Consider the following 16,350-nt stretch of genomic DNA (forward strand, 5'->3'; position numbering starts at 1 on the left):
CAGACGCCAGGACGTTTCCCCCCTGAACCTCATTTTTGCCGGCCCGAGACTGAAAAATACCGTCCTCCCGGTGAGGGTGCCCTGTCGCGGTCCAGAGGATTAAAAGTCTGAGAGCACCAATGAATAGTGGGTATACCCGTAGAGCACACTGGAGCATCAGACATGGGAAAAGGAAAAGTTGTTCTTGCCTTCTCGGGCGGGCTTGACACCTCGATCTGCGTTCCCCTCCTCAAGGAGCACTATGGCTTCGATGAGGTCGTCACCGTCGCAGTCGACGTCGGCCAGCCGCAGCACGAGGTTGAGGAAGCCACGAAGAAAGGCGAAAAGATTGCGGACCGCCACTACACCATCGACGCAAGGGAGCAGTTCGTCAGGGAGCACGTCTTCAGAGCGATCAAGGCCAACGGGTCGTACGAGGGCTACCCGATGGGTACCGCACTCGCCAGACCGCTCATCGCCGAAGAGATCGTGGCCGTCGCCAGGAAGGAGGACGCCGTGGCCATCGCCCACGGGTGCACCGGCAAGGGCAACGACCAGCTCCGCTTCGACTTCATCTTCAGGGCGCACGGCTACGAGGTCGTCGCCCCGATCAGGGAGATGAACCTCACCAGGGAGTGGGAGATCGAGTACGCCGAAGAGCACGGCATCCCGGTCCCGGTCAAGAAGGAGAAGCCCTGGTCCATCGACGAGAATTTCTGGTCCCGGAGCATCGAGGGCGGGAAACTCGAGGATCCGGCCTACCATCCCCCTGAGGAGATCTATGCCTGGACCGCCTCCCTCACCGACGCCCCCGACGAGCCCGAGGTCATCTCCATCGGGTTCGAGCAGGGCGTGCCGGTCTCCCTCAACGGGAAGACGATGGCAGGCGAAGACCTGATCAAAGAACTCAACGTCATCGCCGGCCGCCACAGCGTCGGGAGAAACGACATGATGGAAGACCGGATCCTCGGCCTGAAGGCCAGAGAGAACTACGAGCACCCGGCCGCCACCGTCCTCCTCGCCGCCCACCACGATCTGGAGCGGCTGGTGCTCACCCGCCAGGAACTCGCCTTCAAGCAGGTCATCGACGCGAAGTGGTCGGAACTCGCCTACATGGGTCTGGTCCACGAACCGCTGTACGCCGACCTCAACGCCTTCGTCGACACCACCCAGGAGCGGGTCACCGGTACGGTCGACTGCATGCTCTTCAAGGGTGGGGTGCACATCATGGGCCGGAGCGCACCGCAGGCGCTGTACTCCGACGACCTGGTCTCCTTCGACTCAAAGACCATCGATCAGTGCGACGCCGTCGGGGTCTCGAAGTACTTCGGGATGCAGGCGAGGCTCCTCCAGAAGGTCAGGAAGAACTAATCTTTTTTTTGCGGTTTTGAAACGTATTCACTCCAATCGGAGCGCCAGCGCCGGTCGTAGAGCAAGAGAAGAAAGACCCTCTGCCCGCGCTCGTATCGGCTTGTATTTCGACAGACCCATACCGCGAGGTGTATCCATGCAACGCAACGAGAATATCGGTTCTCTTCCGGCCTTCGTGACCCTGATATGATCGCAGGGCATGAACCCTATGACCCTCCGGTACGCCCGTGCAAGGGGCGGGAAGAAGAGAGAGGATTGAGGAGGGATCTCAGGGGCCGGGGGAACAGCACAGGTCGGTGTGATCCCCTGAAAAGCGATCAGCCCCTTCCCGTTCCGGTTCTATCTTCGGGGTCATGATAACAGGACGAGTGTGATGATCAGGTGTGCCGTCCCCTCATCAACGGATCTTTTCTGTCGTCTCGCGAGAGGATAGGCGGGGGACGGCAGGGTGCATGATTCCACTGCCATCTAGGATTCATCTTCGGGGTCATGACAACAGGGCGAGTGTGATGATCAGATGTGCTGTCCCTTCATCAACGGATCTTTTCTGTCGTCCCGCGAGAGGATAGGGTGGGGACGGCAGGGTGCATGATTCCACTGCCATCTAGGTTCTATCTTCGGGGTCATGACAACAGGGCGAGTGTGATGATCAGAACGTGCCGCTCCCCATCGTAGAAGAATCTTCAATCGCCATCTCGCGCCGGGAGGAGAACCCCATGACGAAGATAGCCATAGGGCGGCAACCGCCTCCCGGTCGGGGGTTTCGAGATGTGATATAGAACCAAAAAAAAGTTTAAAGAAGTTCGTCCCCTGCACCGGCACCGGGAGCGCAGGTGTAGACCTCGGTGATCGTGATGACGATCAGCGACTTTGCCGGGTACTTCTCCGACTTCGCCTTCACCTCGGCCCGCATCTTCTCGTACTCCGGCCCGGAGGTGAGAATCTTTGCGTCGCCCTTCACCTGGATACAGCCGCCGGTCTCGGGCCCCCAGAGATAGATCGCGGCCCGCGGGTTCTCTTCGAGGTTGGCGAGGGTCTTTTTCATGAAGTTGTCCGCGACCCAGACCGTCTCGTCGTCGACAAGCCAGACCGACTTCATCGGTGCGACGTTCGGTTCACCCGCCTTTGAGGCGGTTGCAAGCGGATAGACCGGGGCCTTCTCAAAGATCTCCTTCATCTTCTCGTTCAGACGTACCATACCTCCCCATTGTCCTGCGGCGAGATAAAAATGTCACGGGATGGGGATGAGGGAGATGGGGATCCATTGTTCTTCGGGGCGGCACACCCCCGGCTACAGCGAGCGAGGATCCGGGATGGCGTGGAATCAGAGGATGTAAGGGGCGGGTATGTGATGATCGTGGGCCTCCTCAATCGCAGGATTTTCACTGTCGTCTCGCGCCGGAGGGGTGCGAATCGAAAATCAGAGATTTTGGATCTGTAGAATTGCTCCTGAGGCGAAAGCACGCCTCACGCATACGGGATGAAAATTTTCTGAGCTGCGCTACGGCGTGTGGGCGGGATCCCAATCCTCGCGACAGGACCTTTGGAAGATCTGGTTTCATCGCCGCCCCGGCTATCCTCGTCGTGGGGGTCCGGGGGCTGAGCCCCCGGCACGGGATGGCAGGGAAATCTCGTCTATGGGGGCGGCCGATCCATCAGAGGGATTTTCTATCCTCAGCGTATCGGCTTCAACGGGATATGGCAAGTTCAAACTCTCATGAAAACCTGAAGAGCGGATCGTCAGGATCATTTTCATGGTAAATCATCGTGATGGTTCTCTTCGCCGGGGGGCTTGCCGCCCCCCGGTCCCCCGCGCAAAGATAGGCGGTGGACTGCAACCCCCTCTTTCAGGGTCATTTCTCCGCCTTCCGTCCCAATCTTCATCCTGGGGATCCGGGGGCGGAACCCCCCGGCGTGAGCTTGGGGGAAGGTGATGGATGAAGGTCACAAGGGGGTTGAGGTGATGAAAAGAGGATGTTTTCTACAGAGCCCTTTTTTCATTCCTTGTCCTGCAAAAGATCTGAAGGAGAGATCACCGATCGCTTCTGTTGACTTCACGCTGGATCTGCTGCATCCATTCCGGGATCTTCACATCATGCTGGGGGAAGAAGTCCCTGACATAGGGTTTGATGTCGATGACCGGGCTCCCATCGATCGCGTCCAGGTCGGCGACTTCCAGCACATTCCCGTTTCGTCCGCAGAGACGCACGACTGTCATAAGCACGGGGTTTGGTCGGGCGGGGCTGCAGGTGCCGAACACTCCGGTCGCAGGGATATCCTTTCTCCCCATCGGATGCACCCGGGTCAGGATCCGGCTCTTTTCAGGAACGCCATGCGCCCAGTACAGCACCGTCAGGTGAGAATAATCCTCGATACCGTCGAGGGTCTCGATCAGGTCCATGTTGATGATGATCTCTGAAGTCTCCTCTTCTGTTTCACGGACACGTCTCATAGTATCGTCAAGATCTCCCCGCATGGCAATGCCGTCATCGCCAGCAATCAGAAAAGGTTCTTTGATTGTGTTCCTGACCACTCCCACAGGTCGCAGGATCATTTCGCCGGGTGTGTCACCACCGGCAGGGACCGGTTTTTTAGATGTTTCGTCCATAATCTCTCTCTGCCTCTCTTGAAATCAGCATTTCATTGGTACATTTATTCTTTCCTTGTCCCCATCAACATGAACAGAGAACATGGCATCTTCTGTTTCCAGACGGCAAATTAAAAGATATATGGATTTGTATTTGATAAAATGATACCCTTTTAGGATTGTTTTTTACTCACGGTAAAAAGTTATTCAATCCAGGGAATTTCCTCTTCATTCTGCCCTGACAGCCATTCATAATCTTCCGTTGCCATCCTCAGGTAGTGGCACCTATTGCCAGGACTGGTGTCTGGCAATCGCGATCAACGATCATCCGCCATCCTGCACAGAGCAAAAGAAGAAGAGAGGAACGGATTCAAGGCTGACAGTCATTGTCGAAGTATCTGCACGAAAGGCAGCCACTGGCTCCCTCCACCTCCCACCAGATCTTCACGCTGGTATTCTCCCCTGGTGGACAAAACCTCCGTTCTCGGCGGCGATGTTCCCCCGGTCGACACTCGATATTCGGGTCGATCGGCAAGAACCCGCCGCGTCCGGTCAAGAAATTCACACGCTCTCTCCTTCGACGCCCAGACCATTGTGCATTCCCATGAACCTTAGCATCTACTGTTCTGTTCGTACCGGTCCGTCCAGATCTCGTTCCAGCCTATCTCTGGGGGTGCAGTATCATTACGCCTCCCACTGAAACATCATGCAGGGCCACTGTTCAGAATGCACGAACCAGTCGTCCATTTCTTCGATATAGGTTTCCAGATATGCCCTTATCCCTGGATTTCCAGTGTCAAAGGGGATATGGTGCTCGCACTGGAAATATTCGGCCATTTGATCATAGGACTCGAACACATGCACCTGTTCAAAATCGAAGTGCTTCACATCAGGATAGATCTCCATCGAATAGAGAAGGTTGAAGAGGACGTCGGCCTTCGGCCCGGGGGAGTAATCGGTCTCGTGAAGATGCGGCCAGACCAGACGATAGAGAGTCTCGATCTGCGGTTTTCCAGCATACCAGAGGATACATACCTGCCCGGAGGATAGTGCGATCATCTTCTCGATCGCCGCCTTGATCTCTGGCATTCCGAGTGAGAACGAGGCGAGGACAAGATCGTAGGGAGGTTCGAGGTCTTCGTCGGCAACCTCTTCCCAGCACTTCTGAACGCACCTGATATTCTCGACCGCCTTTTCGTTCATGTGTTCCTGCAGCACGGTCATCATCCCTTCCGAGGGTTCCACGGCGGTCACATGAGCGACCTTTGATGCGATGGGAACCGTCAGCACGCCGGGCCCGGCCCCGATCTCGAGCACCCGCGAGTCAGGGGCAAGGGGCAGCGCTTCGAGAGTTGCATTGACGCGGTCGACCTGACCGGCGCTCTCCCGGCCATAATCGTGGAGATAACGCCGTGCACTCTCGGCCGTCTCCCAGTGCTGTGCAGAGGCGGGGACGACGGAACCGGCGCACTTTTCCATCATGTTCCTCCATTCATCATTCCAGTCAATCGCTTTTGATATCATGATCTCTTCTCCCTACCCTGTCCATCTCCGGGAACGATCACGGTCGTTTGCGCTAGATGAATGCCGATATTTTGTGATTCTGAATTTTTATCGGGGTTTTTTTGCCTGAAGCACAAAGGAGACGGCCGGGGGCAGTCTGTGACATGGGATATAGTGTGATATACGATATAAATGGTACCATTTTATGCGCATCTATTGTTAAATAGATATGTTGAATTTCCATCACACCCCGATCGGCGAGACGGAAAAGAGGGGGGGTCATGCTCTGCTTCAGAGGTTCGTCTTGATTCGAGGGAAATAATCAGAGGAGCGTCATGGCCACGGTGCTCGCGAGGGTGACGAGCAGGAGGAGGGGGACGACGTACCGCAGGTAGTAGACCGCGGCTCTCGAAAATTTGAATCTGCTGTTTTTGTTCGCCTCGGCGAGAAGCGATTCGGGATTCCAGAGCCACGAGAAGGCGAGGCAGATCACCGAGGCCGAGACCGGGACCAGGAGTATCCCGAAGAGGAGGTCGACGGTGTCCAGGAAGGGTGCGCCAAAGAGGGTGAGATTGAACCCGGCATAACTGAGTGCCGAAGGGAGACCGATGACGGCGGCGAGGGTGCAGACGAGGTAGGTTGCCTTCTTCCGCGGCCAGGCCCACTCGTCGACCATCGTCGCCACCCCACCCTCCACCATCGAGAGGATCGAAGAGAGCGCCCCGACGAAAAGGAGAATAAAAAAGAGCGCTCCGAAGAATGAGCCGAAGGCCATCGTCGAGAAGATCCTGGGGAGGGTGATGAAGGCGAGTTGCGGCCCTGAGACCGGGTCGAAGCCGAAGGAGAAGACGACCGGAAAGATGATGACCCCGGCGACGAGGGCGACCAGGAAGTCGGCGCCTGCGACGACCGCCGCCGAACGCGGGATGGGCGCCGAGTCGGAGAGGTAACTCCCGTAGGTGAGGAGCACCCCGAAGCCGATGCTCAGGGAGAAGAAGACCTGTCCCGCGGCCTGCACCCAGATCCCGGGGTCGGAGAGGACCGAGAGGTCGGGGGTGAGGTAGTAGGCCAGTCCGGCCTGCACGCCCGGCAGGGCGAGGGCCTGGACGAACATGATGAGGAGGGCGAGGGCGAGCATCGGCATGAGGTAGCGGTTCGCCCGCTCGATCCCGTCCTTGAGGTCGACCTTCACCACCGTTCCGGCGAGGAGGATGGTCGCAAAGAAGGTGATCAGGGGGAGAGGAGAGGAGGTGAAAGTCTTGAAGTCCATGTACCCGGTGACCGAGAAGATGATATAAGCCAGCGTCCACCCGGCGATGACCGAGTAGTAACTGAAGACCACCAGGGTCATCACGAAGGGGAGGAGGCCGAGGTGGCGCAGCCGCGGGTGGAGTCGTCCGAAGGCGGTCACCACCGATCCCCTGAACCCCCTGCCGACAGTGAACTCGAGGATCATCAGCGGGATCCCGAAGCAGAAGAACGAGATGATATAGGGGATGAGGAAGGCTCCGCCGCCGTTCTCACCGACGACATAGGGGAACCGCCAGATGTTTCCAAGGCCGACGGCCGATCCGATCGCCGCGAGGACGAACCCGTAGCGCGACCACTCGGCCCGTTTTGTGGAATCGGTACTTTCTGGAGACATAGTATCATCCGAAATCTCTGAATGCCGGATCGGTTGCCCGGAAAAGTCTGCCGTTCACCGATGTTCCATCCTCCCGCACGGGCTATGGAGGAGGTGATTTATATAGCATGTCGCTCACTCCGGGCGGTGATCTGAGATGGCCGAGGTGAAGGTCGCACCGGTGGTGTATGCGATGCCTGACGAGGACCATGAGCACCTGCACATCGAGGTGGAGTTGCCTGGCGTGGCAAAGGAGGATATTTTGTTGAGCATGCATGACGACAGTTTCTTCGTGCGGGCCTCGAAGGAGGGGGTGCGGGATGTCGGTTCGTACGCCAGTTCGTACGCCACCTGCTGCCCCATCGATTACGAGAAGGCGAAGGCGAAGTATCACAACGGGTTGCTTGTCATCGACGTCCCGTACAAGAAACCGCAGGAGCGGGGGATCGGGATCCCAATCACCTGACGGGATGTGGAGGAATGGAGGCCTGGTAATTGTGACGCCGGCCCCTCTCCCTGAGGTCGACCCTCCAGGGGGGTTTCGGGGGGCAAGGCACGTCGATCAGATAGGCCGCTCCCAATCGTCGAAATTTCCCTGCCATCTCGCGCCGGGGGCCGTGCCCCCGGACCCCCCACGACGACGATAGGTGGGGGCAGCGATGGAACTAGATCCCATCCGATTCTCCTCTCTTGAAAGAGAGCGATCAAGCGACGAGAAATTTTCATCCCGTATGCTTGAGGCATGATCTCGCCTCATGTCCAATTCTACAGAACCGATCTAGGTGAATCTTCAGCCTCTCCCCGATACTTCCGGGATATGCTCATGGAAACACATCTCATACAACCCACCCAAGCCATCTCCATGTCTCATCCCGGTTTTTTCACGGCCTTTTTCTGCCATGTCACTTCGGAAGGTGTTTTTACTTCCGGCGCCCATACTCACTATCTGAGGAAATACGATGTGTGTTGCAGTTCCTGCCGAAGTGATCGAGAAAAAGGACGGCAATATCGGCGTCGTCGACTACGGTGACCTCAAACAGGAGGTCCGCCTCGACCTGGTCGATGTCGAGATCGGCGAGTTTGTCCTCGTCCATGTCGGTTTTGCCATCCAGAAGCTCAGCCGCGAGGAGGGCCTCTCTACCAGGGAGCTCTTCAAAGAAGTCTACGCAGCAATGGAAGAGTAAATGCACGAGTACAGCATAGCATACGACATCTTCGCCACCGCCAAACGGGCCGCGGTCGAGAACGAGGCCACTGAGGTCACGACCGTCAAGGTCGACGTCGGCGAGATGGCGATGGTGAACCCGGAACAGGTCGAGTTTCTCTTCGGGGTGATCGTGGAGGACGATCCCCTCTTTGCCGGGACACGTCTGGAGTGCTGGACGGTGAAGGTGCGTACCAGGTGCGAGTGCGGGTACGAAGGGGACGAGAAGTTTGTCTGCCCGCAGTGCGGCGGGCTCCCCCATATTGTCGAAGGAAAAGAGATCGTAGTTACCAATATCGAGATCGAAGTGAACGAATCATGAAAGTCAACCTGATGCATGGTGCGGGTGGAGAAGTGATGGGCGAACTCCTGAGCGTGATCACGAAGTTCGAGAACAACAATGCCGGCGGGATCGGGCTCGAGTCCCTCGACGACGGGGCGGTGATCCCGGTCGGCGACCAGAAGATCGTCTTTACGACCGACAGCCACGTCGTCCACCCGATATTCTTCCCCGGCGGCGACATCGGCAGGATCGCCGTCTCCGGCACGGTCAACGACCTCGCGATGATGGGCGGGCGGCCGATCGCTCTCTCGTGTGCGATGGTCATCCAGGAAGGTTTCGACGTCGCCGATCTGGAGCGGATCGTCGCCTCGATGGACGCCGCCCTCGGCGAAGTCGGGGCCTCGATCGTCACCGGCGACACGAAGGTACTGGAACGCGGCTCGCTCGACGGGATCGTCATCAACACCGCCGGGATCGGGGTTGCCAACCATGTCGTCAGGGACAGCGGCCTTCTGCCCGGCGACGTGATCATCTCGAGCGGCACCCTCGGCGACCATGGGCTTGCGATCATGGCCCACCGAGAGGGGTTCGACCTGGGCGAGCAGATCAGGTCGGACGTCGCACCACTCTGGGGTATGGTCGAGAAGGCGCTTGCGGCCGGCGATATCCACGCGATGAAAGACCCGACCCGCGGCGGGTTTGCCAACGCCATCAATGAGATGGCGAGCAAGGCCGGCGTCCACGTCGAGATCGACGAAGAGGCCCTGCCGATCCGGACCAGTGTGCGGAGCGCCGCGGCCATGCTCGGGATCGATCCCCTCGAGGTGGCGAACGAGGGCAAGACGATCATGGGCGTCGCGGCCGACGACGCCGAAGCGGTGCTCAGGGCACTTCGCTCCCACAAATATGGCAAGGACGCCGCGATCATCGGTCGCGTCACCGAAGGTTCGGGCGTCGTGATGAAGACGAAGATCGGCGGCGAGCGGTTTATCGAAGCGCCGATCGGCGACCCGGTGCCAAGGGTCTGCTAAAGGAGGAAACAGAAATGGCCGGGCGTGCGGCGCTGGTGCTCAGGGGGGTCACCCTCCCCTCCGGCCGGGTGGCCGACCTCAGCCTCGGCGAGGGCCGGGTGCTCCATATCGGCGCCGGCCTGCCGGCAGACGAGAGCGTCGACGCCACGGGCCTCCTCTGCCTGCCGGCTGCGGTGGACATGCACACCCACCTCAGGGGCGGGCGAGAGCAGTCGGCCAAGGAAGACTGGACGACCGGGACGACGAGCGCCCTCTTCGGCGGGGTGACCGTCGTCGTCGATCAGCCCAACACCATCCCGCCGCTGACCGCGCCCGACGCCTTCAAGGCGCGTGTCGCCGAGGCGGCCGGGCAGGCGAGGTGCCGGTTCGCGGTCAACGCCGGGGTGGTGCCCGGCGCCGACCTCCCGGCCCTCTGGCGTGCCGGTGCGATGGCCTTCGGCGAAGTCTTTGCCGGGCCGTCCAGTTATGGCGAGGCGGTGCCCCCTGACGTGCTCGGCCGGGCCTTCCTGACGCTCCGAGACCTCGGGGCACTTGCCACCGTCCATGCCGAAGACCCGCTCCCCGGTGCGCCGGAGAGTCTTGCCGAGCATGACCGCCTCAGGCCCGCCTCCGCCGAGGCGGCGGCGGTGCGGGCGGTGGGGCGTCTGGTACCCCGCGGTGGGGGGGTCCACTTCTGCCATATGAGTTCGGCCGCGGCCGTCGACGCCGCCGACCCCGTCGGCACCGTCGAGGTAACTCCTCACCACCTCTTCCTCTCCCGGGAGCACTTCGAGGCCGATGACACTCATGCCAGGATGAACCCCCCCTTGAGGGCCGAGAAAGAACGAAAAGCACTCTGGAGTCGGTGGGACGCGATCGACGCGGTCGCTTCCGACCATGCCCCGCACACCGCCGCCGAGAAGGCGGTCCCCTTTGCGGAAGCCCCGTCCGGGGTACCCGGCGTCGAGACGATGCTCCCCCTCCTGATGGCCGAAGTCGTCTCAGGCCGACTCTCCCTCGCGTCGGTCATCGAGAAGACGGCGGTCAACCCGGCCGGGATCCTCGGCATCGCCCCGGCCGGATTCGGGCCTGGCGAGCGGGCCGACTTCGCCCTGTACCCGAAGGAGCCGACTTCAATCGACCCCGACGCCCTGCATACGAAATGCACCTGGACGCCCTTCGAGGGAACGGACGCCGTCTTCCCCGCGATCGTGGTGATGGACGGCGCGTGTGTCGTCCGGGACGACGAGTACTTCGGGTCAGGCAGCACCTGGCTCCCTGGCAAAGGCTATAATCCCTGAGCCCAAATACTACAATGCCGATACATGCACGCCCATAGGTCCCCGCGCGATTCGATTGGCGATGACCTGGATATGAGCTGCGGGACAACCCGGACGTGCGACAGGCATTCCGCCCGGCGCGAGGGTTAAGACCAGGTGAAGATAGGCACATGCCACTGGTGATCCATGGTCGTTAGCGCCGGGCGACATACTATGGTGGTTCTTGTGGATTCTTTTGGCGATGCAGTTCTCAGTTCCGACAACGGCGCCGTGATCACCATCGACGTTTCTGCTGGGTGTAAAAAAGACGCTTTCCCGGCCGGTTACAACCCCTGGCGCAAGGCCGTCGTCTGCCATGTCGCCGCAAGGGCGGTAGGCGGGAAGGCGAACCGCGCGATTCTCGATCTCATCGCCGGGACATTCGGGGTCCCGAAGTCATCGGTGAGCATCATCTCGGGTGCGATCTCAAGCACCAAAAAAATCGAAATTGCAGGCATCTCAAGAGAAGATGCGGTTTCGAGACTCTCTGTCCTTCTAAAGGCCTAGATCGCCTGTTCTTTCCTGGGGGCCGCTCCCGGTTCCGGGGGTGCTTATAAGTATTCCTCCCGGTATATCTACTACTGTTATCTATGGTCTGTCATAGTAATCCTGATATGACATACTCTGGAGGCTTACCATGTACTCATCTGATACGACCAAGTATCTCATTCACATTCATCTGTTTGCAGAGGGGGTGGTCGAGAAACCTGACGTAGTCGGGGCCATATTTGGCCAGACTGAAGGGTTGCTCGGCGAAGACCTCGACCTGCGCGATCTCCAACGGACCGGGCGGGTCGGACGGATAGACGTCCATATCGCGAGCAAGAAAGGCGAAACACGGGGCGAGATCCTCATCTCCTCGTCCCTGGACCGGGCGGAGACCGCCGTGCTTGCGGCGTCCCTGGAGACGATCGACCGCGTCGGGCCGTGCGTCGCCCATGCACGGGTCGAGCGGATCGAGGACATCAGGGTGACGAAGCGCAAGCAGATCGTGGAGCGCGCGAAGGAGCTCCTGCTGACGCATTTCGACGAGACCGCCATCGACTCGACCGAACTCCTCGACGATGTCCGGGAGTCGATGCGGATCGAAAAGATCGGGGTGCTGGGGGAGGAACGAGTCCCGGCCGGCCCGAATGTCCACGAGTCCGACGCCGTCATCGTCGTCGAGGGACGGGCCGATGTGATCAACCTGCTCAGGTACGGGATCAAGAACGCCGTCGCGGTGGAAGGGACGAAGGTCCCGGCGGTGATCGCCAAACTCTGCGAGGTGAAAACGGCGACGGCGTTCCTTGACGGTGACCGGGGTGGCGACCTCATCCTGCGCGAACTCCTGCAGGTGGCCGATATCGACTATGTCGCCCTCTGTCCGCGAGGCAAGAGCGTGGAGGACCTGACCAGAAAAGAGATCATCAAGGCCCTCAGGAACAAGATGCCGGTGGAGTACTTCAGGGAGCAGCTTGATGAGGGGAAGGAGCCTGTGCCCGAGAAGGTCGAGATCCCGGTGAAAGAGGAAGCGGAGGTGATCGTCAGCGAGGTGTCCGGGGAAGAAGAGGTTTCCCGCGTTGCGGAGGTCACCGGCCCGACGCTTGAGCAGCAGGTGCGAGAGGTGGAAGGGAAGAAGACCGCGAGGTTCCTGGACGCGGACTACGGCCTCATCGCCGAGGTCGGCGTCGGCAAGGTGGAGGATGCCCTCGAGACGGTCGATCCCGATACTGCCGGGGTTGTGCTGGACTACCCTGTGGACCAGCACCTGGTCGACGCGTTCCTTGCAAAGGGGATCGAATTTGTCGCCGCTCCCGAGTTCAAGGAGATCGTCAAGAGACCGCTATCTCTGCGGCTCATGAAAATCAAGAAAGTATAGCACGGAGCAAATATATATATAATAAAATTTCCTATTTCTCTTTCCGGGTCTGGACATGCATAAAGAAGAACTGATTACCCTGCATCAGATCCTTGTCGAGATCAAGGACTACTTTGAACTGGTCAACGCTGAACTGAAGTTTCCCCAGTACTCCGCTCTGCGGATCAATCCCTCGCAGATCCACAAGAGCAAACTCGAGCACAAACATGCGATCTTCGTGCTCGGGCAGGAACTGGCCAGTGCCATGAAGGACATCGAGTTCACCGGTTCGACCAGGATCTCGGCACGGATGAAGGATCTCGCAGAACGGGCCGAAAAAGAATTGGAGCGCAACTTCGAATGAATCCGGGCCGTTTCACCGGCCAGTTCGATCTCAAGACCGGCCGGTGGGCGGGCGTGAATCCCAGTTTCTTTTCCGTTCCACGGAATGTATTTGAGACAGTCATTTTTTGATCGATTTATTCTGGTAGAACGTATTCGGATCGTCTCAGGAGGGGGTCCCGGATCTGATGGCAGGGCGCGTGATCCCGCTGGAAAGAGATTGGCTCCCCCTCCGTCCTTGGTCTATCTTCGGGGTCATGACAACGAGACGGCGTGACGATCAGGACATGCCGTCCCACTTCGCAGGATCTGTTCCGCCGTCTCGCGAGAGGATAGGATGGGGGACGGCACGGGGCGGGAATCATGTCTGCTCTTCTGTTGTGATGAGGGCGGTCGGGCGGTCCTATCTTCGGGGTCAGGAAAACAGGGCGAGTGCGACGATCGGATGTGCCGTTCCCTCATCACCGAATCTGTTCTGCCGTCCCGCAAGAGGATAGGGCGGGGAGCACAATGCTCCTGATTCGGTTCCGATCGGGTCATACCCCAACTCTCCAGGCACCTACTCCCCGTTCTTCCTGAACTCCCGCTCCTTCTCGACGAGGTGCTCCGCAAGGAGGCGCGGGATCGGCGCTGCCATGCAGTGCCAGTTCGGGGTGCCGTTCACTTCGAGGACCGTATATCCGTCTGGAGTCTCGAGAAGGTCGACGCCGCAGTACGCTGCGCCCACCGCTCTCGCGGCCCCACCGGCGGCCTCCTGCATCTCGGCGCTGACCTCGACCGGGGTGCCGGTTCCGCCCTGGTGGATGTTGTGGGTGAGGTGCGGGGACTGCCGGCAGATCGCCCCGACCGCCTCACCCTCGATGACGAAGACACGGTAGTCGCGGTCGTTGGGGACATACTCCTGGAGATAATAGGGGGCCTCCCCGAGTTCTGCCTCGTCTTTGATGAGGCAGACCCCGATCCCGTCATAGCCGTAGACCGGTTTGATGACCGCCTGGCCGTGACGGGCCAGGAAGGCGGCAGCGAGATCATGGGAGGCCGTGAAGAGCGTTTCCGGTGAAGAGACTCCGTTCTTGAGGAGGAGTGCGGTCGTCTTCACCTTGCTTGCGCAGGTGGCGATGGCGTCGGGCGGGTTGATGACCAGGTTCTCAAAGGAGAGGACGTCCAGACACTCGAACTGGTGGATGTCCTGCTTCATCCCGCAGACCCAGATCAGGTCGCCGCTGACCTCTGCGGCGAGGGGGTCGATGGCGTCCAGGTCGAGAAGCGAAAAATCGGCTCCCATCTGTTTGAGTTCTCTGATCACCATGGCGGTCGAGTTGTCGTCGGGGGTGTCGGTCGGTTTTGGTATGATGCGGATCATGCTCGCTCACGCTCTCAGGTCGCCGGCGGCAGGGGCCGGTCTGATGTACCAGTACTCGGCCGGTGGAGGGGATGAAAGTATCTATCCGGCCCCGGGCACCTTCAGATCTCGCCGAGTCCGGCCTCCACCTTCTCGAGGAGCGTCTCGACGGCGCGGGCCTTCCCCAGCGCCGCGGGGGTGCGGCCCGCGTCCAGATCGGAGGCCGCCCCGGAGTAGAGGGTTTCAGCCCGCCTGAGCAGCCGTTCCGGCCGGCTCACGTCCTCACCGCGTTCTTTCAACTGCCGGACCTCGTCCCTGACCGAGAGGAGTTCGTTCCCGGTATCCTGGAGGTGCCGTCTCATCTCCTCCGCCGCATCGTCCCCACCATGGAGACGCCCTTCTTCCTCCCCCTCGATCATGGCCCTGAGTTCGTCGTCGATATCAATGAGTGCCAGAGTGAGATGATGGACGACCGGGCCCGTATTCTTCTCCTCACCGGGGGAATCGGGGCGGTAGACGAACTGCAGGTCCGGCCCCGCCCGTCTCACTTCCAGGGCCCCGTACTCTCCTCTCCAGGCGATCTGGATCAACGTCCAACCGGCAGAGTCATCAGGGACCACTTCAGCTCCGCTCTCTTTGAGAACCTCGACCAGACGGTCAAGAAAGAGGTGATGGACCGTCGTCAGACCATGGGCATAGTACGTATATGGCATGCACACCCCCATCCGTTCAACCGCGTCAGTTCATATAAGCGTTCTGATGCCAGGTGCCGGACCCGGATTTCTCCAGCAGGGCCATTCGGGTATCGGTCTCCGGTTCGGTACCGGTCTCTCGATCTCCTGCTGCTCTCATATGTGAATTCGATTTTTGCTTATTCGATCCCGATCTCCTCCGGGACCATCACCCCATCTCACCGGCAGGGATTAGTATCTTGATACAAGTATGTCGGCCATGAAATATTATCCCGAAGGGGTGATGCTCCCCCCGCTCTCCGCCATCAACCGGGCCATCGAGGAGGCCTTCAGGGAACACGGCGAAGGGCGGGCACAGATGCCGTCGAAGGTCTATGTGAACTTTGAAAAAGGGGACTTCAGGACCATGCCCGCCTACCTCCCCCGCCTTGGTGTTGCCGGCGTCAAGATCGTCAATGTCCACCCCGAAAACCCGAAGATCGGCCTACCGACCGTGATGGCCCTCACCGTCATCCTCGACCCCGCGACCGGGATGCCCGAAGCAGTTCTCAACGCCACGCTCCTCACCGACCTGCGGACAGGTGCGGCAGGGGCGGTCGCCGCAAAGTACCTCACCCCGAAGAGATCGGTGACGCTCGGCGTCGTCGGAAGCGGCCGGCAGGCCGTTGCCCAGGTGAACGCCATCGCCGCGGTCCTGGAGATCGAAGAGATGCGGGTCTGGAGCAGGACGCCTGCGAACGCGGTGCGGTTCGGCGATCTCTTCGACACCATCACCTGCGCCCCGTCCTCGATCGAGCGTGCCTGCGACGCCGACCTCATCGTCACCACCACCCCCTCACGAAAACCGCTGGTCTGCTCAGAATGGATCCACGAAGGAACGCACATCAATGCCATCGGCGCCGACGCACCCGGAAAAGAGGAACTCGACCCCGCGCTCCTCACCCACGCCCGCGTCTTTGTCGACGACATGGAGCAGGCCGTTCACTCGGGCGAAGTGAACGTCCCCATCTCGACCGGCCTCTATACCGCCGACAAGATTGCGGGCACCCTCGGCGATGTGGTGTGCGGGAGAAAAAAACGGGAGAATGCGGGTGAGATCACGCTCTTCGACTCGACGGGGCTTGCGATCCAGGACCTGGCCATCGCGGCTCTTGTCATGGAGGCGGGGGAGGGAACCGAACTGAAGTTCCCATGACCCCATGACGAATCAAGAACAAAAGTTCGTCGATTGAATGCAATGAACGGTTCTGTTGA

At 59.8% G+C, this 16,350-nt stretch carries 16 protein-coding genes; 10 read left to right on the plus strand and 6 right to left on the minus strand.

Features of this window, described 5'->3' with window-relative positions; genetic code table 11:
• Positions 1–162 precede the first annotated feature (162 nt).
• Entirely contained in the window at positions 163–1,350 is a 1,188-nt protein-coding gene (locus tag E2N92_RS13035; RefSeq protein ID WP_220681573.1) for an argininosuccinate synthase, read from the plus strand.
• Between the two features lie 793 nt (positions 1,351–2,143).
• Here the strand turns inward: E2N92_RS13035 and E2N92_RS13040 are convergent.
• The 4 genes from E2N92_RS13040 to E2N92_RS13055 form a co-directional block, all read right to left on the minus strand.
• Positions 2,144–2,548 (minus strand): pyridoxamine 5'-phosphate oxidase family protein, encoded by a 405-nt coding sequence (locus tag E2N92_RS13040; protein ID WP_220681574.1) that lies wholly within the window; start codon positions 2,546–2,548, stop codon positions 2,144–2,146.
• 834 nt (positions 2,549–3,382) lie between these two features.
• Positions 3,383–3,802, minus strand: coding sequence for a tRNA (N6-threonylcarbamoyladenosine(37)-N6)-methyltransferase TrmO (gene tsaA, locus E2N92_RS13045; RefSeq protein WP_246589237.1), 420 nt, complete (start codon positions 3,800–3,802; stop codon positions 3,383–3,385).
• Between the two features lie 819 nt (positions 3,803–4,621).
• On the minus strand, positions 4,622–5,416 hold the full coding sequence (locus tag E2N92_RS13050; protein ID WP_220681575.1) for a class I SAM-dependent methyltransferase: 795 nt from the start codon (positions 5,414–5,416) through the stop codon (positions 4,622–4,624).
• Positions 5,417–5,762: 346 nt separating this feature from the next.
• Positions 5,763–7,085 (minus strand): sodium-dependent transporter, encoded by a 1,323-nt coding sequence (locus tag E2N92_RS13055; protein WP_220681576.1) that lies wholly within the window; start codon positions 7,083–7,085, stop codon positions 5,763–5,765.
• A 136-nt stretch (positions 7,086–7,221) separates the two neighbouring features.
• Between E2N92_RS13055 and E2N92_RS13060 the strand changes: the two genes are divergently transcribed.
• The 8 genes from E2N92_RS13060 to E2N92_RS13095 all read left to right on the plus strand — a co-directional run bounded on the left by E2N92_RS13060 (position 7,222) and on the right by E2N92_RS13095 (position 13,084).
• The gene (locus E2N92_RS13060; protein ID WP_220681577.1) at positions 7,222–7,530 is read left to right on the plus strand and encodes an Hsp20/alpha crystallin family protein; all 309 of its coding nucleotides are present in this window, start codon (positions 7,222–7,224) and stop codon (positions 7,528–7,530) included.
• A gap of 493 nt (positions 7,531–8,023) precedes the next feature.
• On the plus strand, positions 8,024–8,248 hold the full coding sequence (locus E2N92_RS13065; protein WP_209629221.1) for a HypC/HybG/HupF family hydrogenase formation chaperone: 225 nt from the start codon (positions 8,024–8,026) through the stop codon (positions 8,246–8,248).
• Positions 8,249–8,590: a hydrogenase maturation nickel metallochaperone HypA/HybF gene (locus E2N92_RS13070; protein ID WP_220681578.1), complete on the plus strand. Its 342-nt coding sequence runs from the start codon at positions 8,249–8,251 to the stop codon at positions 8,588–8,590. It abuts the gene before it with no gap.
• The gene (gene hypE, locus E2N92_RS13075) at positions 8,587–9,582 is read left to right on the plus strand and encodes a hydrogenase expression/formation protein HypE (protein ID WP_220681579.1); all 996 of its coding nucleotides are present in this window, start codon (positions 8,587–8,589) and stop codon (positions 9,580–9,582) included. Before E2N92_RS13070 ends, hypE begins: the two co-directional genes overlap by 4 nt.
• A gap of 14 nt (positions 9,583–9,596) precedes the next feature.
• Positions 9,597–10,862, plus strand: coding sequence for a dihydroorotase (pyrC, locus tag E2N92_RS13080; RefSeq protein WP_220681580.1), 1,266 nt, complete (start codon positions 9,597–9,599; stop codon positions 10,860–10,862).
• 192 nt (positions 10,863–11,054) lie between these two features.
• On the plus strand, positions 11,055–11,387 hold the full coding sequence (locus tag E2N92_RS13085; RefSeq protein WP_220681581.1) for a DUF167 domain-containing protein: 333 nt from the start codon (positions 11,055–11,057) through the stop codon (positions 11,385–11,387).
• A 130-nt stretch (positions 11,388–11,517) separates the two neighbouring features.
• Positions 11,518–12,741 carry a DNA primase DnaG gene (gene dnaG, locus E2N92_RS13090; protein WP_220681582.1) on the plus strand — a complete coding sequence of 408 codons (1,224 nt, stop codon included), beginning with the start codon at positions 11,518–11,520 and terminating at the stop codon, positions 12,739–12,741.
• Between the two features lie 55 nt (positions 12,742–12,796).
• Positions 12,797–13,084, plus strand: coding sequence for a UPF0058 family protein (locus E2N92_RS13095; RefSeq protein ID WP_220681583.1), 288 nt, complete (start codon positions 12,797–12,799; stop codon positions 13,082–13,084).
• Positions 13,085–13,621: 537 nt separating this feature from the next.
• Here the strand turns inward: E2N92_RS13095 and E2N92_RS13100 are convergent.
• Positions 13,622–14,425 carry an ATP-grasp domain-containing protein gene (locus tag E2N92_RS13100; protein ID WP_220681584.1) on the minus strand — a complete coding sequence of 268 codons (804 nt, stop codon included), beginning with the start codon at positions 14,423–14,425 and terminating at the stop codon, positions 13,622–13,624.
• 101 nt (positions 14,426–14,526) lie between these two features.
• Complete coding sequence (locus E2N92_RS13105; protein WP_220681585.1) at positions 14,527–15,117, minus strand: hypothetical protein; 591 nt, start codon at positions 15,115–15,117, stop codon at positions 14,527–14,529.
• 238 nt (positions 15,118–15,355) lie between these two features.
• Between E2N92_RS13105 and E2N92_RS13110 the strand changes: the two genes are divergently transcribed.
• Positions 15,356–16,291, plus strand: coding sequence for an ornithine cyclodeaminase family protein (locus E2N92_RS13110; RefSeq protein ID WP_220681586.1), 936 nt, complete (start codon positions 15,356–15,358; stop codon positions 16,289–16,291).
• Positions 16,292–16,350 lie beyond the last annotated feature (59 nt).

Source organism: Methanofollis formosanus, from assembly GCF_019633745.1.
Classification (GTDB): Archaea; Halobacteriota; Methanomicrobia; order Methanomicrobiales; family Methanofollaceae; genus Methanofollis; species Methanofollis formosanus.